Raw genomic sequence first — 21,206 nt, 5'->3', positions numbered from 1 at the left:
TTAGCAGATCGAACGCGGGCGAGCCACCGAGCGGTGATTGGCGCTACGCAAGATTGACCGAGGAAGTCGGCTGGCGCCGTTCCCCTTGTCCCAGGCCGTCTTCATGGCTTTGGCGATCACGGAAACTGGGCAGGGTTTCGCCAGGAACTGCGCGCTGCGCAGATCCGCCGGAACGCGCGCGGGATCGCTGCCGGAGACAAAGACGAACGGGACGTTTTCGCGGCTAAGCCTCCGCGCCAACTGGTAGGTGTTTCCGTCGACAACATTGACGTCCAGGAATGCGAAGTCGACCGGCTCGCCGAGCGCCATTTCAGCCGTCGCTAAACTGGCGGCGAAGCATGTTTCCACGTCGTATGCCTCAAGGAACGACGCCATGGCGATCGCCACCAGCGCGTCATCCTCGACGACAAGAACCATGGGACGATTTTGGCTTGCCATCTGCGGGCGCCTCCAGATTTGCAACTCCATTCAAGACTATCGCTGGCGCCAGGACCGAATAAGCCGCCCTTTTTCGCTTCCAATCAACGTAATGCCGCGCAAACAGGTGGCTATTTTCGCCGGTCGCCGGAGGCCAACATTTCCGCCGGACAAAAAGGCAAGTCTTTGAAGCGCGGACTTGGCGGCATGACACGGCGCGCCGTTCCTGTCTTACGGGAGCTTGCAAATACCGGGAGGTCAGAAATGCACATTATGGAAGGGTTTCTCCCAGTCGGCCATGCCGTCGGGTGGTTCGTGATTTCATCGCCGTTCGTCATCGCCGGCTGCCTGTCGACGCGCAAGATCCTGCGCGAGCGGCCCGAGGCCCGTCTAAATCTGGCGGCCTCCGGCGCCTTTGCCTTCGTGCTCTCGGCTCTGAAAATGCCCAGCGTGACCGGCTCCTGCACCCATCCGACCGGCGTCGGCCTCGGCGCTGTGATCTTCGGCCCGTCGGTCATGGCGGTGCTCGGCACGATCATCCTCCTGTTCCAGGCTCTGCTGATCGCGCATGGCGGCCTGACCACGCTTGGCGCCAATGTGTTCTCCATGGCGATTGTGGGACCCTGGGTCAGCTATGGCCTCTGGCGTCTGCTGCAATCCTTCGGCGTTTCCGTCGCGGTGTCCGTGTTCGCCGCCGCCGCGCTCGGCGACCTCTCGACTTACGTCACCACCGCCGTCCAATTGTCGCTCGCCTATCCCGACGCCGAGAGCGGCGTCGTCGGCGCCTTCGTCAAATTCGCCAGCATTTACGCGGTTACGCAGATTCCGCTCGCCATCGCCGAGGGATTGCTGACGGTCGTGGTGATGAACGCCCTGTCCGGAAGCGCGGGAAAACCCGACGAAATCGCAATTCTCGCCGGTGAGGTCCGCCAATGAAAAACCGTTCTCTGTGGCTCGTGGTCGCCGCTCTCGCCATCATCGCCGCGCCTCTCGTCATTCCTGGCCTCGGAGGCGAGTTCAAGGGCGCCGACGATCGCGGCTCCGAAGCCATCAGCGACGCCAGGCCGGGCTACAAGCCCTGGTTCGAACCCTTGTGGAAGCCGCCGAGCGGTGAAGTCGAGACCGGCCTGTTCGCCTTGCAGGCGGCGATCGGCGCCGGCCTGGTGGGCTATGTGATCGGACGGCGCGCCGGACAGAAGAATGTCGCCCATTGACCGCGAGGCCCATCTGAACCGCTGGCGGCGCAAGCCGCTGGCGGAAAAAACCTTGCTCGCGCTCGGCCTGCTTGTTCTCGCCCTGGCGCTCAAGCCCGCCGCCGCTGTGCTTGTCGCATCCACGATGTCGGCGGCTGCGCTCGTCGGCGCGCGCGTTTCTCCCCGCCTCTGGTTCGGCTGCATGGCCGCGCCGCTCGGCTTTCTGGCTGTGGGCGTGGTGACGCTCGCGCTGCGCGTCGACGCGCACGGCATTGGCCTCGCGCCAGGCGGCTTCGCTGAGGCGGGCGCGCTCGTCGCCCGTTCGGTCGCCGGCTTGACCTGCATGCTGTTCCTGGCGCTGACCACGCCGGCGAGCGACCTGGTTGGAGGTCTGGGCAGGCTCGGCCTTCCCAGCGAAATCGTGGACCTTGCGCTGCTGATGTACCGGTTCCTTTTCATCCTCGGAGACTCCGCCGTGGCGATGGACGCCGCGCAGGCGGCGAGGCTCGGCCACGCCACCGCGCGCCGCCGCGTGATGTCCGCGGGCCTGATCGCCGCCAACCTGCTGCCGCGCGCCCTCGACCGCGCGCGCCGCATGGAAATTGCGCTCGCATCTCGCGGCTGGCGCGGCGAGATGCGTGTGCTGGCCGACCGAACCGCCGCCACGGCTTCGGGATTGGCCGCCATCAGCGCAACTCTCGCCGCCATCGCCCTGGTAGGACTGTTCGCATGACGCCGCTGATGGATGTTTCCGGCCTCACCTATCGCTACCCGGGTGGCGTCACTGCGCTCGACGGCCTCGATCTGCGTATCCCTCGCGGACGCAAACTGGCGATCCTCGGACCGAACGGCGCGGGCAAGACCACGCTGCTGCTGCATCTCAACGGTTCGCTGCGCCCGGCCTCCGGCGAGATCCGGCTCGACGGCGCGCGCATGAGCTATGGCCGGCAAGCGCTCAACGACTGGCGCAGACGCGTGGGGCTCGTGCTCCAGGACGCCGACGATCAGCTGTTTGCGGCGTCGGTGGCCGAGGATGTGTCCTTCGGCCCGCTCAATCTCGGCCTTGGCGAGGACGAGGCGCGCCAGCGCGTCGCGGAGGCGCTCGCCGCGCTCAACATCTCCCACCTGGCCGACCGCCCCACGCACATGCTGTCCTTCGGACAAAAAAAGCGCGCGGCCATTGCGGGCGCCATCGCCATGCGCCCGGAAATCCTGATGCTCGACGAGCCGACCGCCGGTCTCGACCAACAGGGCTCGGCCTTGCTGACGGAGGCGTTGCAACGCCTCTCCGACGCCGGAACCACGCTCATCTTCACGACCCACGAAGTCGATTTCGCCTGGTCCTTTGCCGACGAGGCCGCCCTGTTCCGCAACGGCGGCGTCATCGCTCAAGGGCCGGCGACCGAACTGCTCACCAATGAGCGCGCCCTTGCGGAGGCGCGGCTCGCCCCGCCCCTGCTCGCCCGTCTGGCCGGCGCCCTGAAAACCCGCGGCCTGCTCGCGCAAGACGCCGCGCCGCCCCGCACTGTTGACGACATGCTGGTGTTGATCGCCGAACGGAGCCCTGCCTATGCTGGATCATGACCAAAAGCCGCTGACCGACGCCCAGTCGCAGCGCGATCGCCACGCCGACGATCATCACCATGATCACGATCATGATGATCACGATCACGACCATCATGATCATGACCACGATCACAACCACGCCGTTTCGCTCGCAGAAGTTCTGAGAATCGGCTTTGTCGCGCTCTGCGCTCTCGCCATTCAGTTGGACCTGCCCGACAATACGGTTCTGAGCATCGACAGCCAACTGTACCTGGCCTTCAGCTGGTACGGCTGGATCGGCTTGTACATCGGCGTCCAGCCCCTGTTCCGCGCGGCCTATGAAGGCCTCAAGCAGCGGCGGATGACGATGGAGCTGTCGATGGCGATCGCCCTGCTGGCGGCCGCCTACACCGGCTATTTCTTCGTCGCTTTGTTCATCACCTTCTTCGTGCTGATCGCGGAAATGCTGGAGGGCATGACCTTTGAACGCGGCCGCCGCGCCCTGCGCGAACTGATGGATCTGCTGCCGAACGACGTGACGGTGCGGCGCAACGGCGCGACCTTCGTCATGCCGATTTCGGCGCTGCACATCGGCGACATCGTGGTGGTGGCGCCGGGCGCGCGTATTCCCGTGGACGGCCCTGTCACCGCAGGCAATTCGTTCGTCGACGAATCCCGCATCACCGGCGAATCCATGCCGGTCGAAAAAGTCGCGGGCGCCCATGCCTATGCCGGCACGGTCAACCAGTCGGGCGCGCTCGACATCCAGACCGAACGCTTCGGCCGCGCGACCAGCTTCGGTAAGATCATCGAGGCCGTGGAACAGGCGGAAAAGACTCGCGCGCCGATCCAGCGCGTCGCCGACCGACTCGCGAGCTATATCGTCTATTACGCGCTTGGCTTCACGGCGCTCGCCTATTGGATGACCAATGGCGACGTGAACACGACGATTTCGACCATCGTGGTCGCCGGCGCCTGTGGCGTCGCCGCCGGGACGCCTTTGGCGATCCTTGGCGGCATGGGCCGCTGCGCCAAGCTCGGCGCGGTGGTGAAAGGCGGCGTCCATCTTGAGACGCTCGGCAGGATCGACACGGTGCTGCTCGACAAGACAGGCACGCTGACCTATGGCGTTCCCGATGTTGTCGGCGTCCACGCCATGCCGGGCGTCGGCGAAAAGGCTCTGCTGCAGGCCGCCGCCGCGGCGGAGCTGTGCTCGGAACATCCGCTCGGGCGCATGATCGTTTCCCATGCGCGCGCGCTCGGCGTGCAGCCGGAGGAACCGGCGCACTACGCTTATCTTCCTGGCAAGGGCGTCAAGGCGCAAGACAGTCGCGGCCTGCTGTTCGTCGGCAGCCGCGTCTTTCTCGAAGAGAGCGGGCTGTCGCTTGTTGGCGTCCCGGACGCCATCGCCAACGCCTCGGTCATTGTCGCGCGTGAGACCGTGATCCTCGGGGGAATCGTGGTCGAGGACCGGGTGCGGCCTGAAGCGCAGGAAGCCGTCGCCGCCCTCAAGGCGCTGAAGCTGAAGACCGTGCTGCTCACGGGCGACGTGCGCGCCGTGGCGGAACGGCTCGGCCGTCAGCTCGGCGTCGATGAGATCGAGGCCGAATTGCTGCCCGAGCAAAAGCTCGCGCGCGTCAAGGCCCTTCGTGCGGAGAAGAAGACGGTCGCCATGGTCGGCGACGGCGTCAACGACGCGCCCGCGCTCGTCGCCGCCTCCGTTGGCGTCGCCATGGGCTCGGGCTCGGAAGTCGCGCGCGAAAAGGCCGATGTGATGCTGGTGAGCGACAATCTCAACCAGTTCGTGGAGATCCTGCGCGTGGCGCGGCGCACCCGCAACATCATCTGGTTCAATTTCGTCGGCACGATTCTCGTCGATGTCATTGGCTTGCTGCTGGCGCTGTTTGGCATGATCAGTCCGATGTGGGCCGCGATCATCCACACCTCCTCGGAACTGACCTTCATCCTCAATTCGGCGCGGCTGCTGCCGAGCCCGGTGTTCTGGAAAAAGCTGGAAGCCTACCTGCCAGCGCCCGCCGCCGCGCGGGCCTGAAGTTGTCAGTCTTTGGAGGCGGGCGTCGGAGCGATGCCCGCCTCGTTGCCACAGGCGCCGGGCGGAACGAGTTGATAAAAGCCGGAAAGCCGTGCGTCAGTCGCTATTGTCGGACCTCTGTCCCTTCTTCGACCGACCCAGTTCTACATCGACGACGCCTTCGCTCCGCCTCCCCTCGCCCCGCGAGCGGGGAGCGGGAGTAGATCGAGGCTCAGCGGGGCCCCACCCATAACGAGTTTTTCGCCATTGCATCGAGCGCGCGCCCCATCCTGTGCCGTGGGTCTGCATCAACCGGATCGGCGTGGTCTGATCGTCCCCGGCTTCCGCCGGGGACGCGTTCGATCAGAATGGCAGGCCAACGTAATTTTCGGCCAGCGAGCCCAACGCGTTTTCCGACGACAGGAGATAGGCGAGGTCGACGTCCTGCAGCTTGTCCTCGTAGGACGAGCGGTCGGGGAACTTGTGCAGCAGATGCGTCATCCCCCAGGAGAACCGCTGCGCCTTCCAGATGCGCGCCAGCGCCTTGGCGGAATAATTTTCGAGACCGTGATCGTCGTGCTTGAGGTAATGGTCGATCAGACCGTGGTAGAGGTAATAGATATCGGACGCCGCGCTGTTGAGGCCGCGGGCGCCCGTCGGGGGCACGATATGGGCGGCGTCGCCGGCGAGAAACAGTCGGCCGTAGCTCATCGGCTCCGCCACGAAACTGCGCAACGGCGCGATGCTCTTTTCGATCGAGGGACCGGTGACCAGTTTCGCCGCTGTCTCCGGCGGCAGACGCCGCTTCAATTCGGCCCAGAAGGCCTCGTCGGACCAGTCCTCGACCTTGTCTTCCAACGGAACCTGGATGTAGTAACGGCTGAGCACCTGCGAACGCAGCGAACACAGGGCGAAGCCGCGCTCGTGCCGCGCATAGATCAGTTCCGGCGACACCGGCGGCGTGCTCGACAGCACGCCAAGCCAGCCGAAGGGATAGACGCGCTCATATTCGCGCAGCACATCGGACGGAATCGACTTGCGGCTCACGCCGTGAAAGCCGTCGGCGCCGACGATATAGTCGCACTCGACCCGGAAATCTTCACCCGCCTTGCGGTAGGTCACGTGCGGCGCATCGCTCGTGAGCCCGTGCAGAACCACGTCTTCCACCTGGAACACGGTCTTCACACCGGCCTTTTCCCGCGCCTCATAGAGATCGCGTGTCAGCTCGGTCTGGCCATAGACGATGACCGAATTGCCGCCGGAATGTTTGTGCAGGTCGACGCGGTCGAGCCGCCCATCATTTGCGATGTAAAAGCCGTGGTGAATCTCGCCTTCGCGATCCATGCGCTCGCCGCATTGCGCTTCGCGCATGAGGGCGGCAAACCCATGTTCCAATACGCCCGCGCGGATGCGCGCCAGAACGTAGTCGCGGGTTTGCCGTTCGAGCACGACATTATCCACGCCTTTGAGATGCAGCAATTGCGACAGCAGCAAACCGGATGGTCCGCCCCCGATGATGCAAACTTGAACCTTCATATTTTTCACGCTCGGGCTATGGTTGTTCTGAAGCCTTCAACTTTAGCCTTCGGTTCGCGTGCTCCGAATGGAGCGAACGATCAAAGACTTGCAGAAACACGACATGGCGCTGACGACTTCTGAGATCGCCAATTTCAACCTGTTCGGCGAGACGGGCGATCTGCCGGACGTCGTGCATTGCGAAACTATTTTCGATCGCGCCTCGCTGCACGACTGGGAGCTGACGCCACACCGGCACACACGGCTGCATCAGATCATCCTGGTCACCAGCGGCGGGGGCCTCGCGCGTTTTGACGACAGGCGCGAGGACCTCGTCGCGAACCGCCTGGCCAATGTGCCCGCAAGCGTCATTCACGCCTTCAGTTTCGCGCCGGGAACGCAAGGCTTCGTGGTCACGCTCGCCAGCGAATTTCTCGATGAAAATCTCCCGGCGAAAGAGGGGTTGCGCCGCTACCTCAACGCCGCTTTCGCCGCAAACGTGGACGATGTCGCCGCCGATCTGATGACGCAGATTTTCCGGGAATTCGCCGAACGCCTTTTCGCCCGCGCGCAGGTGTTGCGCTCGCTTTGCGGCGCGCTTCTGGGCGCCGCGGCGCGCGCTGGCGCGGAGCAGAGCGAAGCGCAGACGCCGCGAGATCTGAACCCGCTGGCGCGCAGGTTCGAGGAGCTGCGGGAAGAACACTACCGTCAGCACTGGAAAGTGCAGGACTACGCTCGCGCTCTGGGCGTCAGCGCCACCCATTTGAGCAGAGCCCTGCGCGCTGCGACCGGACTCTCGGCGGCGCAACTCATCCAGGAGCGCCTCATTCAGGAGGCGCGCCGCAACCTCGTTTTCACCAACCTGCCAGTCTCCACGATTTCCTACACGCTCGGCTTTGAGGATCCCGCCTATTTCAGTCGCGTCTTCACCGCCGCAAGCGGCGTATCGGCGAAGCAGTTCCGCGCGCGGCTGAGCGGAGAGCGTGAACCGCGCGGACTGCGTCCGGAAACTGCATGAATCAGAAAAAATCATCCATTCCGTCTGCCGCCTCGCGCTCTTACCGTCGCCGGAAAGAGCAAAAGAGGAGGAGACTTCATGTTCTCATTCGATCCCTATTCGCCGGCGGTGGACGCCGACCCCTTCCCTTTTTACAAGCGCCTGCGCGACGACTTCCCGTGCTACTGGAGCGAGGAAGCGAACATCTGGGTGCTGACGCGCTACGCCGATATTGTGACGGCGCTGAACGATTGGCGGACCTATTCCTCGGCCAAGGGCAACCTGATGACGGAACTGCCCAACCGCGCCGGCGCGACGCTCGGCACCACCGATCCGCCACGGCATGACCGCCTGCGCGGCCTGGTGCAGCGCGCCTTCCTCAAGCGCAATCTGGAAGGACTCGCTGAGCCGATCCGAGGCATCGCGCGTGACGTCGCCGGCGACCTCAAGGATTCCGCGCAATTCGATTTCATCGCCGACTTCACGTCCAAATTTACGGTGCGCGTTCTGTTTGCGGCGCTTGGCCTGCCTCTTGGCGATGAAGCGGTGGTGCGGGAAAAAGCGGTGCTGATGGTGCAGTCAGATCCGCGCACCCGCACCAAGGGGCCGGAGCATATCGCCGCCTACACCTGGATGCAGGACTATGCGTCCAAGGTGATCGCGGAACGCCGCGCCAATCCGCAAGACGACCTGATCTCGCATTTCAGCCTGGCTGAAATCGACGGCGACCGGCTCGACGAACGCGAGGTGTTGCTGACCACCACGACCTTGATCATGGCCGGCATCGAGTCGCTCGGCGGCTTCATGTCGATGCTGACGCTCAATCTCGCCGACCACGCCGACGCGCGCCGCGCGGTCGTCGCCGATCCGGCCCGGCTTCCGGACGCCATCGAGGAATCGCTGCGCTACAACACATCGGGCCAGCGCTTCCGCCGCTGCCTGACGCGTGACGTGGACATCCACGGCAAGACCATGCGCGAGGGCGATTTCGTATGCCTCGCCTATGGATCGGGCAATCGCGACGACCGGCAGTTCGCCAACGCCGATGTTTACGATCTGGCGCGTCGCCCCAAAGGACATCTGGGCTTCGGCGGCGGCGTCCACGCCTGCCTCGGCAATGCGATCGCGCGCCTCGCGCTGAACATCGCTATGGAGGAATTCCACGCGGTCGTTCCCGATTACGCGCGCGTGCAGGAGCAACTGCCCTGGATGCCCTCCTCCACCTTCCGCAGCCCGTTGCGTCTCGAGCTTGCGCGCGTGACGTCCGCCACCGCGCGCTGACCGCACGCCACGCCTTAACTTGCAGATACACGCCGGCGCCTCACCCCGCGCCGGTGGCTCGACAACATGAGAGACGTTCAGAATGACCAGGATCACCTTTATTGAACCCCAAGGCGCTGAAGTCGAAATCGACATCGCCGATGGCTGGACGCTGATGCAGGCGGCGACGTCTCAGGGCGTCGAGGGCATTGAGGCGGAATGCGGCGGCTCCTGCGCCTGCGCCACCTGCCATTGCTATATCGAGGGCGAGCCCGCGGCCCACCTCCCGACACCGACGCAAACAGAGCTCGAAATGCTCGACAACGTCGTCGCCGCGCGCCTGCCCAACAGCCGCCTGAGCTGTCAGATCAAGATGGCGCCCGATCTCGAAGGCCTGATCGTGCGCATGCCGGAGGCGCAGAGCTGATGGGGGAGCCGATCATTATCGTCGGCGCAGGCCAGGCGGGCCTCGCTGCCGCCGAGGCCCTGCGCGCGGAAGGCTGGCGGGACGAAATCGTGATCTACGGCGCCGAAAAGCACGCGCCCTACAACCGCCCGCCGCTCTCCAAGGGCTATTTGCTCGGCGAGACGCCCGCCGCCCAACTCACCATTCGCGGAGCGGAATTTTTCGCCAAGAAGCGGATAGAGCTGTGCGCCGCACACACGGTCAGCGCCATCGAACCCGACGCGCACTCCATCGTGCTGGACGATGGCAGTCGCCGGCAATGCGCGGGCCTCGTGCTGGCGACCGGTTCGCGTCCGCGCGAACTTGGCATCGAAGGCGCGCGCCTCAGCGGAGTCGCCTCGCTGCGCACGCTTGAGGATTCCGCGGAGATCGGCGCACGGATCGACAGGGCCGATAATGTCGTTGTCATCGGCGGCGGCTTCATCGGCCTTGAAGTTGCGGCCGCCGCGCGCAAGCGTGGACGTTCCGTGATCGTGCTCGAAGCCATGGACAGGCTGCTGGCGCGCGTCGCCTCGCCTGCGGTCTCGGAATATGTCGCGCGCCTGCATGCCGGTCATGGCGTCCACGCGATCACCAACGCCAAGGTTTCGCGCCTCGTCGGCGAGAATGGCTCCGTGCGCGCCGTGGAGACCGCCGATGGTCGGTCCTTCCCGGCCGATCTCGTCGTGGTCGGCGTGGGCGCGGTCGCCAACGACGAGCTGGCGCGCAGCGCCGGGCTCGCCTGTGATCGCGGCGTGATCGTGGACGCCTGTTCTCGCACCAGCGACCCCGCGATTTTCGCCGCGGGCGATTGCACGGCCCGCCGTCACGGCGATGGCGCGCTGTCGCGACTGGAATCGGTGCAAAACGCGGTCGAGCAGGGCAAGTCGGCGGCGGCGGCCCTGATGGGCAAGGACCGGCCTTTTCATGCCGCGCCCTGGTTCTGGTCGGACCAGTACGACGCGAAGCTGCAAATGGCTGGAACCTCGGCACAGGCCGACAAGGCGGCGCTGCGCGGCTCGATGGCGCAGAATCACTTCTCCCTGTTCTATTTCAGGGGAGGCAAGCTGATCGGCGTCGATACGGTCAATCGTCCGGGCGATCACATGCTCGCCCGCAAATTGCTCGACGCCTCGTTATCGCCGACCATCGAACAGGTTTCCAATCCCGATTTCGATCTCAAAAACCTGCTCGCTGTCGGCGCGCCAGCCTGAAAAAGCGTCCCCGCGCTTTTCTGCGCTGGCGCCATTCAACGATCATTACGAACAGCAAAAGCGCCCGCCGCATTCCGACGACGGGCGTTCCTGCTTCATTCCGTCGCGATCAAATCCTTCGCGGCCATCGCCATCGTGCCGGCGGCCGTATTGCTGATGGGGATGTGATAGTTGCGGTGAACCTCGCGCACGGCGCCCGGCACGGCGGCGCGCGCGGCCAACCACATCAACAGCTCGACGCCCTGCGTCCCGGTCTTTTCGACAAGCTGCGGAATGGTGTATTGCGCCGCCCATTCGGGATCGTCGATCAGGCTCCGCATGAAGGCGAGATCGAAGGGCTTGTTGATGAAGCCGGCGCGCTCGCCTTCGAGCTGGTGGCTGAGGCCGCCCGAGCCAACCATCACCACCTTCTTGTCGCTGTTCCACGCCGCCACAGCTTCACCGATCTCCCGACCCAGCGCGATGCAGCGTTTCGCGCTCGGCAGAGGAAACTGAACAGTGTTGATGCAGACCGGCACGGTGACGATGGTCTGGAACGTCTCGGGCCAGAACAGTTTCAGCGGCAAGGTGAATGCGTGGTCGACCAGCATTTCCTGGCAAGTGGTCACGTCGAAATCGCTGGCGACGAGCCGCTCGATGATCGCCCACGACAGTTCGGGAATACCCGGAATCGGGGGCAGGCTCGGGATGCCCCAGCCCTCGTCCTCATTGACATATTGTTTCGCTGCGCCGACAGCGAAGGTCGGCAGCTTGTCGAGGAAAAAATTCAATCCGTGATCGTTGTAGAAGACCACGGCGACATCGGGCTTCACTTCGTCGAGCCAGGCGCGCACCGGCTTGAAACCGTCGAAAAATGGCTTCCAATAGGGCTCGTCCTGCGCCCCCCGGGCGAGAGCGCCGCCGATGGCCGGCACGTGGGATGTGGTGAGGGCGCCGAGAATCCTGGCCATGATGATAATCCTTCGCGATCGCGTTTCAGAGATGATCCGGCTGATTGTTTTGCGCGACGAGACGCGCTTTGAATTCATCCTTGCTCACGCCGGTTTGCGCCGCGCCGAGATCCTGCACGTCGAGCTTAAGGATGCCGGCGAATTTGGCGAGGTAATAGACGTTGCCGCCGGCGTGCAGCAGGCCCAGAACGTCGCGCGCGCGAATGGCCTGCGCTTGCGCTTCATTCAGACCGTAAGCGCGCATGTAGCCTTCCTCGCCGGCGAGGAAAGCTTCGCGATTGGCGGCGCTGTTGAAGGAATAGCACATCTTGTTCAGCGCGTAGCCGCGCTGTGCGGCGGCGCCGTCGAAAAGATAGGTTCCGAAAATCTGCGGCTGTGCGTTCAAGGCGTCCTCCCCTTTTGTCAGAAGCTTCTTTTTCTAACGTTCATACGCGGCGCGAACGCTCTGGCGATGGCGAAGGTTGAGGCCTGCGCCCGCAGGCTGCGGCGCGGCCCCAGGCCTTTAAGCGGGCGCAAATGTTTCCGTGTTCACTTCCGTTTCGCCCTGCGTATTGTAGCGCGCGCCCGTCACCGTCTTTTCATTGATGAGCGCATCGGCGGCGGCGAGAAGATCGGGCGGCAACGCCAGATCGGCCGCAACGAGGTTTTCACGCAAATGCGCGACGCTGGTCGTGCCGACGATCGGCAGGATGTGGTCATCCTGGGCGAGCAGCCAGGCGAGCGCCAGTTGCGCTGGCGTGCAGCCCGCCTGTCGCGCCAGCGCCTTGAACGGTCCGAGCAGTTTCAGATTCTCGGCGTAGGCGTCGGACGCAAAGCGCGGCATGGCGCGGCGGATGTCGGTGGCGTGAAGCGTCGTGACATCGGTGAGGGCGCCCGTCAGGAAGGCGCGGGCGAGCGGGCTGAACGCGACAAAGGAGGCGCCGATTTCACGCGCGGCGGCGAGCACGGCGATCTCGGCGTTGCGGGTCCACAAGGAATATTCCGTCTGCACGGCGCTGATCGGAAATTCTCGATGCGCGCGGAGCAGGATTGGCGCAGAGACTTCCGACAGGCCGATGGACCGAACGACGCCCTTGCGCACGAGATCGCCCAGCGCGCCGACGCTGTCTTCGATCGGCACGCTGCGGTCATAGCGATGCAGATAGTAGAGGTCGATCGCATCCGTCTGCAGGCGACGAAGGCTCTGCTCGCATTGTCGCGCCAGCGTGGAGGGGCGCGCGTCGATGGCCTTGCGTATCACGCCCTGCGCGTCGGGACGCCCCTCCATGCCGCATTTGCTGGCGAGCGTGATCTTGCGTCGATGCGGTTTGAGCAGGCGTCCGACCAGTTCCTCGTTGGCGCCGAAACCATAGAGCGTCGCTGTATCGAAATGATCGACCCCGGCCTCGATCGCCGCCGCGATCACCCGATCCGCCTGGTCCACGCTGACCGGCGGTCCGTAAGCATGACTGAGATTCATGCAGCCGAGGCCAATAACGCCGACGTTGAAGGGACCGAGCTTGCGAGTCTGCATCCTGTTCTCCTCAAGCAATCGGTGCGGTTCAGCCGCACCCAAAGGATCGTTCGCAGAGGGAGGAAGCGTCAGATCAGTTGCCGCTCAAGGTCTTGAAGAACCTTGTAGCAGGGCAGCACCTGTGCAACGCTGGCGTTGGGCTCGCGCCCTTCGCGGATCGCCGCGACGAACTCGCGGTCCTGCAATTCGATGCCGTTCATCGAGACATCGACTTTGCTCACGTCGATCTTTTCGTCCTTACCGGTGACGAGATCATCATAGCGCGCGATGTAGGTGGCGCTGTCGCCGATGTAGCGGAAGAAGGCGCCGAGCGGCCCGTCATTGTTGAAGGACAGCGACAGGGTGCAGATGGCGCCGTTTTCCGCCTTGAGCTGGATCGACATATCCATGGCGATGCCAAGCGTCGGATGGATCGGCCCTTGAATCGCATTGGCTTTCACGATCGGGCTGCGGGTTTGATAAGCGAAGAGATCGACCGTATGGGCCGCGTGGTGCCACAGCAGGTGGTCGGTCCAGCTGCGCGGCTCGCCGAGCGCGTTCAGATTGCTGCGGCGGAAGAAGAAGGTCTGCACATCCATCTGCTGGATGTTGAATTCGCCGCCGACGATTCTGTTGCGCACGAACTGGTGCGACGGGTTGAAGCGACGGGTGTGGCCGCACATGGCGACGAGGCCCGTCTCCCTTTGCAGGGCCACCACCTCTTCGGCGTCCTTGAGGCTGTCGGCGAGTGGAATTTCCACCATCACATGCTTGCCGGCCCTGAGCGCCTGGATCGATTGGGCGGCGTGGATCGGCGTCGGCGTGGTGAGGATGACGGCATCCACCTCGTTGAGCGCCAGCGCATCGGCGAGATCGGCGCCGGTATGAGCAATGCCGAATTTCTGCGCCAAGCCTTTGACCTTTTCGGCCTCGGGGCTCACCAGCGCCACCACCTCGGCGTCAACGATCGCCTGGAGCGCTTCGATGTGCTTGACACCGAAGGCGCCGGCGCCTGCGAGCGCGATTTTGACCTTGCTCATGATCAGCCTCAAACGTTGTTTTCGAGAATGAGATGGCCGACCGCCGTGTTGGAGGCCGGGACATGGTAGAAGCGATGTTTGAGGGTCGGGGCCGGGCCGCCCGCGACATCCGCCATGGCGCCGCGCGCGATCAGCCACATCACCAGTTCTATCCCCTCGCTGCCGGCTTCGCGCACATAGTGGATATGCGGGACCTTGGAGAGCCCGGCGGGATCGGCGATCAGTCGGTCGAGGAAACGATTGTCCCAGTCCGCATTGATCAGGCCGGCGCGCGCGCCCTGAAGCTGGTGGCTCATGCCGCCGGTGCCCCAGATCTGCACGTTGAGATTGTCGTCGAAACTTTCGACGGCGCGGCGGATCGCCTGACCCAGCGCGAAGCAGCGCGCGCCCGAAGGCACGGGATATTGCACCACATTGACAGCGAAAGGGATGACCTTGCACGGCCACGCCTCCGGCTGCCCGAACATCAGGCTCAGCGGAACGGTCAGGCCGTGATCGACTTCCATCCTGTTGACGAGGGTGAGGTCGAAATCGTCTTGAATGACCGATTGCGCGATATGGGACGCAAGCTCGGGATGGCCGACGACCTTGGGAACGGGGCGGGGGCCCCAGCCCTCGTCGGCCACAGCGAATTCCGCGCCGGTTCCAATGGCGAAGGTGGGAATGAGATCGAGATTGAACGCCGTGGCGTGGTCGTTATAGACAAGGAAAACCACGTCGGGCCTGTTGGCCTCGATCCATTGTTTCGATGGCTCGTAGCCGGCGAACAGGGGCGCCCAATAGGGTTCCGCGGTTTTGCCGCCGTCGATGGCGACGCCAATGGCCGGAACGTGCGACGTGTAAACCGACGCAGTAATTTTCGCCATTCAGGCGCCTCCGTTCTTCGCCCGCGCCAAGCAACCCGCTTCGCGGAACATTCGGCTGGCTTCGCCTTGCGGCTGGTTGTGCGGTTGCGCGTCGCCCTCCTCGCCGAGGACTCGGTTGCCCTCCGGCGAGCGGCCGCCCGCCACCATCATGGCGCGGTATTCCTCTTCGCTCATGCCGGTCATGCTGCCGGCCATCTGCTGAAAGCTCTTGCCGTCGGTCGCGCCGATGCGGGCGAGGAAATAGATGTTGCCGCCGAGCGCGATGCAGCGGTTGAGGTCTCGCGCCAGCACCGCCAGTTTCTGTTGCTCGCTCATGGGCCATTGATCGAGATAGGCGCGCTCGCCCGCAAGGAAACGCGCGCGATTCTCCGGCTTCATCAGCGAGGTGCAGAACTGGTTGAGCCAATAGCCCTTGCGCGATTGTTCCGCGTCAAAGATCGTCGTGCCGGGCACGTCGAGATAGGGTTTGTCGAGCGCCACATCAGCCTCCGATTTCTTCGGGCCAGTAGAGCCGCATCGGATTGTCCACCAGCAGCTTGCGCTGCAACGCCGCCGTCGGCGCGATATGCGGGATGAAGTCGACCAGCAGGCCGTCGTCGGGCATGTGATCCTTCAGATTGGGATGCGGCCAGTCCGTGCCCCACAACACGCGATCGGGAAATTCCTCGACCACGCGGCGGGCGAAGGGAACCACATCGCGATAGGCCCCCTGCTCGCCATTTAGCGCGCGCGGTCCGCTCACCGAGAGGCGCTCGGGGCAGCTCACCTTGCTCCAGACATTTTGGTGCTCGCGCATGAATTTGAGGAACAATTCGAATTCCGGGCCGTCGATCGCCTTCGATACGTCCGGACGCCCCATGTGATCGACCACAACGGTCGTCGGCAGGGCGGTGAAGAAATCCCACAGTTCTGGCAGATCGACCGCCTCGAAATAGATGACGACATGCCAGCCGAGTTCGGCGACGCGGCCGGCGATCTCCAGCAATTCGTCCTTGGGGGTAAAATCCACCAGACGCTTGACGAAATTGAAGCGAACGCCGCGCACCCCGGCGGCGTCGAGGCGCTTCAGCTCCTCGTCGCTCACCGAGCGGCGCACGGTGGCGACGCCGCGCGCCTTGCCTTGCGAAGACAGGCAGGCGTCCACCATCGCCTCATTGTCCGCGCCGTGGCAGGTCGCCTGGACGATGACATTGCGCGAGAAGCCGAGATGGTCGCGCAGTGCGAACAATTGCGCCTTGCTGGCGTCGCAGGGCGTATATTTGCGCTCCGGCGCGTAGGGGAATTTCTCCCCCGGCCCGAACACATGGCAATGGGCGTCCACCGCGCCCGGCGGAGGCGCGAAGCGCGGTTTGCTCGGCCCCTCATACCAATCGAGCCAGCCCTTGGTTTTCTCGAAGGGTCCGCTGGTGGACTTGGACATGCTCACTCCCGTCAATCGATATATTTGAGGCCGGCTTTTTCCAGCGGCTCGCGCATCTTGTACATGTCGAGGCCAAGCACGCCGGAGGCGAGCTTCTCGCGCTTCTCGCCTTCAAAACTCTCGCGCTTCTGCGCGGCCTCGGCGATGCGCGGCGCCCAGGCGGCGGGAACGACGCAGACGCCGTCATCGTCGGCGACAATGGCGTCGCCCGGATTGACCAGAGCGCCGGCGCAGACGACGGGGATATTGACGGAGCCGAGCGTCGCCTTGATCGCGCCCTTGGCGCTGATGCATTTACTCCAGACCGGAAAGCCCATTTCCTGCAACACGCGCACGTCGCGCACGCCAGCATCGATGATCAGGGCGCGGGCGCCGCGCGCCATGAACGAGGTGGCGAGCAGGTCGCCGAAATAACCGTCCGTGCATTCTGCGGTGATGGCCGCGACGACAATGTCGCCAGGCTGGATCTGTTCGGCGGCGACATGCATCATCCAGTTGTCGCCGGGATGCAGCAGCACGGTCACTGCCGTTCCCGACACGGCGCAGCCCGGATAGATCGGCCGCATATAGGGCTTCATCAAGCCGACGCGCCCCTGCGCCTCGTGAACCGTGGCGGCGCCGAATTGCGCCATGGCGTCGACGGCGGCGCGTTCGGCGCGGGTGATGTTGCGCTTGACGATTCCAAGTTCAGTCATGGGAATGATCTCCAGGCGGTCCCGTCAGCGGCCCTTGGCCTTCAGCGCGGCGTCGAGGCGCGGATAGACGCGGCGGGCGTTGCCTTCGTAAATCTTGAAGCGCTCGGTCTCGTCGAGGTTGAGCGTCGCCTCGATATAGCGCTTGGTGTCGTCGTAATAGTGGCCTGTTTCCGGATCGATCCCGCGCACCGCGCCGATCATTTCCGAGGCGAACAGGATATTGTCGACGGGGATCACCTTGGTCAGCAGATCGACGCCCGGCTGGTGATAGACGCAGGTGTCGAAGAACACGTTCTGCAAAAGATGCTCGGACAGCAGCGGCTTTTTCAGCTCCTGCGCTAGACCGCGATAGCGGCCCCAATGATAGGGCGCGGCGCCGCCGCCATGCGGCACGACGAAGCGCAGGGTCGGGAAATCCTTGAACAGGTCGCCCTGGATCAGCTGCATGATCGCGGTGGTGTCGGCGTTGATGTAATGCGCGCCGGTGGTGTGGAAACAGGCGTTGCAGCTGGTGGATACATGGACCATGGCGGGAATGTCATATTCGACCATCTTCTCGTAGATCGGATACCAGTGGCGGTCGGTCAGCGGCGGGCTGGTCCAGTGGCCGCCGGAGGGATCGGGATTGAGGTTGATGCCGACGAATCCATAATCCTTGATGCATTTCTCCAGTTCGGGAATGCAGGTTTTGGGATCGACGCCGGGGCTTTGCGGTAGCATGGCGGCCCCGATGAAACTGTCGGGAAACAACTCGGCCACGCGGAAGCACAATTCATTGCAGATCGCCGCCCAGGTCGAGGACACCTGGAAGTCGCCGATATGGTGGGCCATGAAACTGGCGCGCGGCGAGAAGATGGTGAGGTCGCTGCCGCGCTCCTTCATCAGGCGCAGCTGATTCTTTTCAATCGTCTCGCGCAATTCATCGTCGGAAATCTTCAGCTCGGAAGGTTTCGGCGCCTGCGAAGGGTCCTTGATCGCGGCGATCTGGCGGTTGCGCCAGTCTTCCAGCGCCTTAGGCGCCGTGGTGTAATGGCCGTGGCAATCGATGATCATGAGCGTCCTCGTTTTTGCTCGTCAGTGAAGGGTTGCTTGCGCCGCGCCTTCAGGGCGCGCCCTGCCCCAGCTTCAGTCCTGCGGCCACAGGCCGCGCGGGACCATGACCTCGCCCCGCATGATCAGACGCGCCGTGCGCAGGAGCGCCGCCTTGGTCACCTTGGTCGGGTCGTTGGGATCGGTCTCCAGCGAGACCGAGAATTCGCCGGTCGGATGTTCGACCGAAACCGTCGGCGCGCCGCCCTGCGGCATGACCGCGACGCCTTCGCACACCGACCCCGGCAAGACGCAGGCGGTGGCGACCGTGACCGCCGCGAGCACGCCGATGGCGTCGTGGCAGACATGCGGGATGAAGCTGCGCGTTGTCAGCGCGCCGCCCGCGCGCGGCGGCGCGATCAGGGTCATTTTCGGATAGTTCTTCGCGCTGACGTCGCCGAGGCCCATCTGTTTGGAGACGATGAGCCGCAGCGCTTCGATCCGCTTTTTCAACTCGGCATCGGCGTTGAGATCGGCGACGCTCTCATAACCGGTGCGCCCCAGCGCGTCGGCGCGGAAAATCACCAGCGGCATGCCATTGTCGATACAGGTGACATCGATGGCGAAGGGATCAAAACCTGCGCCGGCGACCTCGATGCGGTCGCCCACCGCGCCGGTTGGCAGCAGACCGGAGCAAACCGACCCCGCCGTATCCAGAAAATTGATGGTGATGGGCGCTGAGGTCCCCGGCGCGCCATCGATGCGCGCTGTCCCTTCGTAATTCACTGGGCCGACCGAGGTCTCGACGGTGATGTCGCATTGCATGTCGGTGTTGCGGGTGAGCACGCGAAACGTGCTGGTGTCGCCCTGCGCCGCGATCATGCCGGTTTCCAGTGCGAAGGGCACGACAGCGGCCAGCATGTTGCCGCAGTTGGGCGTCGTATCCACATTATCCTTGTCGGGCTGCAATTGCGCGAACAGGAAATCGAGATCGACGCCGGGCGTTGCGCTCTTGCTGACGATGCCGACCTTGCTGGTGAGCGGGTGCGCGCCGCCGAGCCCGTCGATCTGTCGGCGGTCGGGCGACCCCATGGCCGCCAGCAAAACCTTGTCGCGGGTCGCAATGTCCTGGGGCAGATCGCTCGCGTTGAAGAACGGTCCCTTGGAGGTGCCGCCCCGCATCAGCAGGCAGGGAATGGCGCGCTGTGAAGACATGGCTCAAACCTTATTTCTGTTGGGCGCGAAATGCGTGGCGGTCGGCGACGGCGAGCGCCAGGGAGGGATCGCGCCCCATATCCATGAGCATGGCCGCGGCTTCGCGCATTTCAGCGGCGCGGCGCACGCCGTGCTTGGCGACACGCGCGTCCATCTTTTTCGCCAAATCGGCCCAGTCGGCGCCCTGGAAGCTGGCGTTGAGCGAGGCGAACACATCCTCGGCGACGCCCCAGTGCGCGCAGGCGTTGGCGCTGTCGATGATCAACGCCTCGATGCCCTTGATCATGATCGACCGGCAGAGTTTGGTCGCCGAGGCGCGCCCCACCTTCTCCGCCACCGCGCGCAGGTTCATGCCGAGCGCGTTCAGCCTGTCCGTGAGTTCCGCCGCGCGCGGGCCGCCGGTGAGAATCTCGACCTCGATCCCCGGTTCGACCACCGGAGCCATCACCGCGCCCTCCACATAGTCGAGACCTTTTTCCGACAACGCCTGGGCGACGCCGGTCTTGGTCGAGGGCGAGGCGGAATTGATGTCGAAGAAAATCTGACCCGGTTGCAGATAGGCGGCGGATTCTCTCGCCACCAGTTCGGCGGCGTCGGCGGTGACGGTCGAAAAGATGATGTCGGCCCCTGCGGCGGCGTCGGCCGCGTCCTTCGCCAACACGACGCCGCTCGCCTGCGCGGTGGCGATCAGCGGCGCGGCGCTCTCATCCTTATCAAGCTTGAGGTCGTAAGCGCGGATGGCGACGCGATGCCCTTCGCGCAATTGACGCGAAAACAGCTGACCAACTTCGCCGTAGCCGATGAATGCGATCTTTGCGGGCAAATCCAGGCGAGCTCCAATGGGTTGCGGCCTGAAAATGCCGCGCCGAACGCTTTGAAAAAAATGATCAAAATGGCGCCATTGCTGAATATTTCTCATCAGTCCGGCGCGCCTGCGCGCGACGCGCTTGGCAAGCAAAGAGCGCGGTCGGTGGTCGGGAATTCACCGAATACGCTCTGCTTTCTCTCTGGCCGGAACCCGTGCTGGCGCCGTTGTCGGGATCAATCCTTCGGTTCTGGCGCGAGACCAGACTGTTTCAGGTAGTCCTTGTTGCCGATTTGCTCTTCGCAATTGTACTCGGCGAAAATGGCCTTCCACGGCATCCAGCCGTAAGTGCGCACGAAGGACCAGGACCGCGTGAAATAGGTTGGGTCGTCAACCGTGTAGACGATTTCCAAGAACCAGTGTCCGTCATAGACCTTGCGTATGCGCTCGGTCAGCTTGACGTTTTCCGAGGCGGGCGTCCCGTTGACGTCGAGCCAGAGCGGTTGGCGATAATCCTTGGTTTCGACCACCAGCGTAGAGCCATCCCAATGGCCGAACGACCGTCCCATATAGGGCTTGGGTCCGTTTTGCGCCTCGGGCTTGTCGTTCATGGCGATATGCCATGCCGAATGATATTCCTCATAGACGAGATCGATGCGCGCTTCCGACTGGAAGATGCGGAACGGCATGTTGAGTTCATGCAGCCAGGGCTGACCGGGCGGGCGGCAGACCGAGGATGCGTTGATGAAGGGCGCGCCGTCGCGAAGGGAGGCGAGCCGCCGCGCCAGCACTTTTTTGCCGGCCTCGTTGATCGGGATCGCGTCGCCGTACATATCGGCCAGGATTTGCGGCGCCAGAGGCAGATCATGCACCCATACGCCTTCAAGATCACGCGGATCGGCCGAGGGAACAGGCAATCCGGGCCAGAGCGGCCCGTGAGCGCGCATGGCGGCCAATATGAGGTCTTCGTCCTCGGGCGGCGGCCCGGGCGGAGGGCCGCCAGCAAAGCCAGGAGGAGGGCCGCCTGGAGCGCCGGGGGGCGGGCCGCCGGGAAAGCCAGGCGGCCCTCCTCCTGG

23 protein-coding genes are annotated in these 21,206 nt (G+C 64.1%); 9 read left to right on the top strand and 14 right to left on the bottom strand.

Annotation, left to right across the window (positions count from 1 at the left end; translation table 11 throughout):
- The gene (locus CCR94_RS03455; RefSeq protein WP_104506480.1) at nucleotides 1-468 is read right to left on the bottom strand and encodes a response regulator; all 468 of its coding nucleotides are present in this window, start codon (nucleotides 466-468) and stop codon (nucleotides 1-3) included.
- Nucleotides 469-681: 213 nt separating this feature from the next.
- On the opposite strand from CCR94_RS03455, the gene CCR94_RS03450 reads away from it, so the two are divergent.
- The 5 genes from CCR94_RS03450 to CCR94_RS03430 are packed head-to-tail and all read left to right on the top strand — an operon-like array spanning nucleotide 682 to nucleotide 5,208.
- On the top strand, nucleotides 682-1,353 hold the full coding sequence (locus tag CCR94_RS03450) for an energy-coupling factor ABC transporter permease (protein ID WP_104506479.1): 672 nt from the start codon (nucleotides 682-684) through the stop codon (nucleotides 1,351-1,353).
- Nucleotides 1,350-1,631 (top strand): energy-coupling factor ABC transporter substrate-binding protein, encoded by a 282-nt coding sequence (locus tag CCR94_RS03445; protein WP_104506478.1) that lies wholly within the window; start codon nucleotides 1,350-1,352, stop codon nucleotides 1,629-1,631. The genes CCR94_RS03450 and CCR94_RS03445 overlap by 4 nt, the downstream gene beginning before the upstream one ends.
- The gene (cbiQ, locus tag CCR94_RS03440) at nucleotides 1,618-2,343 is read left to right on the top strand and encodes a cobalt ECF transporter T component CbiQ (protein WP_104506477.1); all 726 of its coding nucleotides are present in this window, start codon (nucleotides 1,618-1,620) and stop codon (nucleotides 2,341-2,343) included. Before CCR94_RS03445 ends, cbiQ begins: the two co-directional genes overlap by 14 nt.
- Nucleotides 2,340-3,194 (top strand): energy-coupling factor ABC transporter ATP-binding protein, encoded by an 855-nt coding sequence (locus CCR94_RS03435; protein ID WP_104506476.1) that lies wholly within the window; start codon nucleotides 2,340-2,342, stop codon nucleotides 3,192-3,194. The genes cbiQ and CCR94_RS03435 overlap by 4 nt, the downstream gene beginning before the upstream one ends.
- Nucleotides 3,181-5,208, top strand: coding sequence for a heavy metal translocating P-type ATPase (locus CCR94_RS03430; RefSeq protein ID WP_104506475.1), 2,028 nt, complete (start codon nucleotides 3,181-3,183; stop codon nucleotides 5,206-5,208). Before CCR94_RS03435 ends, CCR94_RS03430 begins: the two co-directional genes overlap by 14 nt.
- A gap of 342 nt (nucleotides 5,209-5,550) precedes the next feature.
- Here CCR94_RS03430 and pobA read toward each other — a convergent pair whose 3' ends face one another.
- On the bottom strand, nucleotides 5,551-6,723 hold the full coding sequence (gene pobA, locus CCR94_RS03425) for a 4-hydroxybenzoate 3-monooxygenase (RefSeq protein WP_104506474.1): 1,173 nt from the start codon (nucleotides 6,721-6,723) through the stop codon (nucleotides 5,551-5,553).
- A 103-nt stretch (nucleotides 6,724-6,826) separates the two neighbouring features.
- Here pobA and CCR94_RS03420 point away from each other — a divergent pair, with 103 nt between their 5' ends.
- From CCR94_RS03420 to CCR94_RS03405, 4 genes are all read left to right on the top strand, one after another.
- Nucleotides 6,827-7,720 (top strand): helix-turn-helix domain-containing protein, encoded by an 894-nt coding sequence (locus CCR94_RS03420; protein ID WP_104506510.1) that lies wholly within the window; start codon nucleotides 6,827-6,829, stop codon nucleotides 7,718-7,720.
- A 78-nt stretch (nucleotides 7,721-7,798) separates the two neighbouring features.
- On the top strand, nucleotides 7,799-8,980 hold the full coding sequence (locus tag CCR94_RS03415; RefSeq protein ID WP_104506473.1) for a cytochrome P450: 1,182 nt from the start codon (nucleotides 7,799-7,801) through the stop codon (nucleotides 8,978-8,980).
- Nucleotides 8,981-9,062: 82 nt separating this feature from the next.
- Nucleotides 9,063-9,386 carry a 2Fe-2S iron-sulfur cluster-binding protein gene (locus CCR94_RS03410; RefSeq protein ID WP_104506472.1) on the top strand — a complete coding sequence of 108 codons (324 nt, stop codon included), beginning with the start codon at nucleotides 9,063-9,065 and terminating at the stop codon, nucleotides 9,384-9,386.
- A complete protein-coding gene (locus tag CCR94_RS03405; RefSeq protein ID WP_104506471.1) occupies nucleotides 9,386-10,618 on the top strand; it encodes an NAD(P)/FAD-dependent oxidoreductase in 1,233 nt (410 codons plus the stop codon). Before CCR94_RS03410 ends, CCR94_RS03405 begins: the two co-directional genes overlap by 1 nt.
- 95 nt (nucleotides 10,619-10,713) lie before the next feature.
- Here the strand turns inward: CCR94_RS03405 and CCR94_RS03400 are convergent, their stop codons facing one another.
- From CCR94_RS03400 to CCR94_RS03345, 12 genes are all read right to left on the bottom strand, one after another.
- A complete protein-coding gene (locus CCR94_RS03400) occupies nucleotides 10,714-11,568 on the bottom strand; it encodes a class III extradiol dioxygenase family protein (protein ID WP_104506470.1) in 855 nt (284 codons plus the stop codon).
- A 25-nt stretch (nucleotides 11,569-11,593) separates the two neighbouring features.
- Entirely contained in the window at nucleotides 11,594-11,953 is a 360-nt protein-coding gene (locus tag CCR94_RS03395) for a protocatechuate 4,5-dioxygenase subunit alpha (protein ID WP_104506469.1), read from the bottom strand.
- 117 nt (nucleotides 11,954-12,070) lie between these two features.
- Nucleotides 12,071-13,081: an aldo/keto reductase gene (locus tag CCR94_RS03390; protein ID WP_104506468.1), complete on the bottom strand. Its 1,011-nt coding sequence runs from the start codon at nucleotides 13,079-13,081 to the stop codon at nucleotides 12,071-12,073.
- A 68-nt stretch (nucleotides 13,082-13,149) separates the two neighbouring features.
- Complete coding sequence (locus CCR94_RS03385; RefSeq protein WP_104506509.1) at nucleotides 13,150-14,100, bottom strand: Gfo/Idh/MocA family oxidoreductase; 951 nt, start codon at nucleotides 14,098-14,100, stop codon at nucleotides 13,150-13,152.
- Between the two features lie 8 nt (nucleotides 14,101-14,108).
- Nucleotides 14,109-14,966, bottom strand: coding sequence for a class III extradiol dioxygenase subunit beta (locus CCR94_RS03380; RefSeq protein ID WP_104506467.1), 858 nt, complete (start codon nucleotides 14,964-14,966; stop codon nucleotides 14,109-14,111).
- The gene (gene ligA, locus CCR94_RS03375) at nucleotides 14,967-15,446 is read right to left on the bottom strand and encodes a protocatechuate 4,5-dioxygenase subunit alpha (RefSeq protein WP_104506466.1); all 480 of its coding nucleotides are present in this window, start codon (nucleotides 15,444-15,446) and stop codon (nucleotides 14,967-14,969) included.
- A 1-nt stretch (nucleotide 15,447) separates the two neighbouring features.
- Nucleotides 15,448-16,386 carry an amidohydrolase family protein gene (locus tag CCR94_RS03370; protein WP_104506508.1) on the bottom strand — a complete coding sequence of 313 codons (939 nt, stop codon included), beginning with the start codon at nucleotides 16,384-16,386 and terminating at the stop codon, nucleotides 15,448-15,450.
- A gap of 11 nt (nucleotides 16,387-16,397) precedes the next feature.
- On the bottom strand, nucleotides 16,398-17,081 hold the full coding sequence (gene ligK / locus CCR94_RS03365; protein WP_104506465.1) for a 4-carboxy-4-hydroxy-2-oxoadipate aldolase/oxaloacetate decarboxylase: 684 nt from the start codon (nucleotides 17,079-17,081) through the stop codon (nucleotides 16,398-16,400).
- A gap of 24 nt (nucleotides 17,082-17,105) precedes the next feature.
- Nucleotides 17,106-18,134 carry an amidohydrolase family protein gene (locus CCR94_RS03360; RefSeq protein WP_104506464.1) on the bottom strand — a complete coding sequence of 343 codons (1,029 nt, stop codon included), beginning with the start codon at nucleotides 18,132-18,134 and terminating at the stop codon, nucleotides 17,106-17,108.
- Nucleotides 18,135-18,206: 72 nt separating this feature from the next.
- Nucleotides 18,207-19,325: a 4-oxalomesaconate tautomerase gene (locus tag CCR94_RS03355; protein ID WP_104506463.1), complete on the bottom strand. Its 1,119-nt coding sequence runs from the start codon at nucleotides 19,323-19,325 to the stop codon at nucleotides 18,207-18,209.
- A gap of 10 nt (nucleotides 19,326-19,335) precedes the next feature.
- Nucleotides 19,336-20,148: a DUF1932 domain-containing protein gene (locus tag CCR94_RS03350; protein ID WP_158254603.1), complete on the bottom strand. Its 813-nt coding sequence runs from the start codon at nucleotides 20,146-20,148 to the stop codon at nucleotides 19,336-19,338.
- A 218-nt stretch (nucleotides 20,149-20,366) separates the two neighbouring features.
- On the bottom strand, nucleotides 20,367-21,002 hold the full coding sequence (locus tag CCR94_RS03345) for a hypothetical protein (protein ID WP_170068929.1): 636 nt from the start codon (nucleotides 21,000-21,002) through the stop codon (nucleotides 20,367-20,369).
- Between the last annotated feature and the right edge of the window lie 204 nt (nucleotides 21,003-21,206).

Origin of the sequence: Rhodoblastus sphagnicola, from assembly GCF_002937075.1 — a bacterium.
Taxonomy (GTDB): domain Bacteria; phylum Pseudomonadota; class Alphaproteobacteria; order Rhizobiales; family Beijerinckiaceae; genus Rhodoblastus; species Rhodoblastus sphagnicola.
This window is presented reverse-complemented; position numbering and strand designations above follow the sequence as displayed.

Bases quoted from the DNA above. Each gene is read 5' to 3' on its own strand.
- CCR94_RS03455 (WP_104506480.1), bottom strand. From the start codon at position 468: ATGGAGTTGCAAATCTGGAGGCGCCCGCAGATGGCAAGCCAAAATCGT.
- CCR94_RS03450 (WP_104506479.1), top strand. From the start codon at position 682: ATGCACATTATGGAAGGGTTTCTCCCAGTCGGCCATGCCGTCGGGTGG.
- CCR94_RS03445 (WP_104506478.1), top strand. From the start codon at position 1,350: ATGAAAAACCGTTCTCTGTGGCTCGTGGTCGCCGCTCTCGCCATCATC.
- cbiQ (WP_104506477.1), top strand. From the start codon at position 1,618: ATGTCGCCCATTGACCGCGAGGCCCATCTGAACCGCTGGCGGCGCAAG.
- CCR94_RS03435 (WP_104506476.1), top strand. From the start codon at position 2,340: ATGACGCCGCTGATGGATGTTTCCGGCCTCACCTATCGCTACCCGGGT.
- CCR94_RS03430 (WP_104506475.1), top strand. From the start codon at position 3,181: ATGCTGGATCATGACCAAAAGCCGCTGACCGACGCCCAGTCGCAGCGC.
- pobA (WP_104506474.1), bottom strand. From the start codon at position 6,723: ATGAAGGTTCAAGTTTGCATCATCGGGGGCGGACCATCCGGTTTGCTG.
- CCR94_RS03420 (WP_104506510.1), top strand. From the start codon at position 6,827: ATGGCGCTGACGACTTCTGAGATCGCCAATTTCAACCTGTTCGGCGAG.
- CCR94_RS03415 (WP_104506473.1), top strand. From the start codon at position 7,799: ATGTTCTCATTCGATCCCTATTCGCCGGCGGTGGACGCCGACCCCTTC.
- CCR94_RS03410 (WP_104506472.1), top strand. From the start codon at position 9,063: ATGACCAGGATCACCTTTATTGAACCCCAAGGCGCTGAAGTCGAAATC.
- CCR94_RS03405 (WP_104506471.1), top strand. From the start codon at position 9,386: ATGGGGGAGCCGATCATTATCGTCGGCGCAGGCCAGGCGGGCCTCGCT.
- CCR94_RS03400 (WP_104506470.1), bottom strand. From the start codon at position 11,568: ATGGCCAGGATTCTCGGCGCCCTCACCACATCCCACGTGCCGGCCATC.
- CCR94_RS03390 (WP_104506468.1), bottom strand. From the start codon at position 13,081: ATGCAGACTCGCAAGCTCGGTCCCTTCAACGTCGGCGTTATTGGCCTC.
- CCR94_RS03385 (WP_104506509.1), bottom strand. From the start codon at position 14,100: ATGAGCAAGGTCAAAATCGCGCTCGCAGGCGCCGGCGCCTTCGGTGTC.
- CCR94_RS03380 (WP_104506467.1), bottom strand. From the start codon at position 14,966: ATGGCGAAAATTACTGCGTCGGTTTACACGTCGCACGTTCCGGCCATT.
- CCR94_RS03370 (WP_104506508.1), bottom strand. From the start codon at position 16,386: ATGTCCAAGTCCACCAGCGGACCCTTCGAGAAAACCAAGGGCTGGCTC.
- ligK (WP_104506465.1), bottom strand. From the start codon at position 17,081: ATGACTGAACTTGGAATCGTCAAGCGCAACATCACCCGCGCCGAACGC.
- CCR94_RS03360 (WP_104506464.1), bottom strand. From the start codon at position 18,134: ATGATCATCGATTGCCACGGCCATTACACCACGGCGCCTAAGGCGCTG.
- CCR94_RS03355 (WP_104506463.1), bottom strand. From the start codon at position 19,325: ATGTCTTCACAGCGCGCCATTCCCTGCCTGCTGATGCGGGGCGGCACC.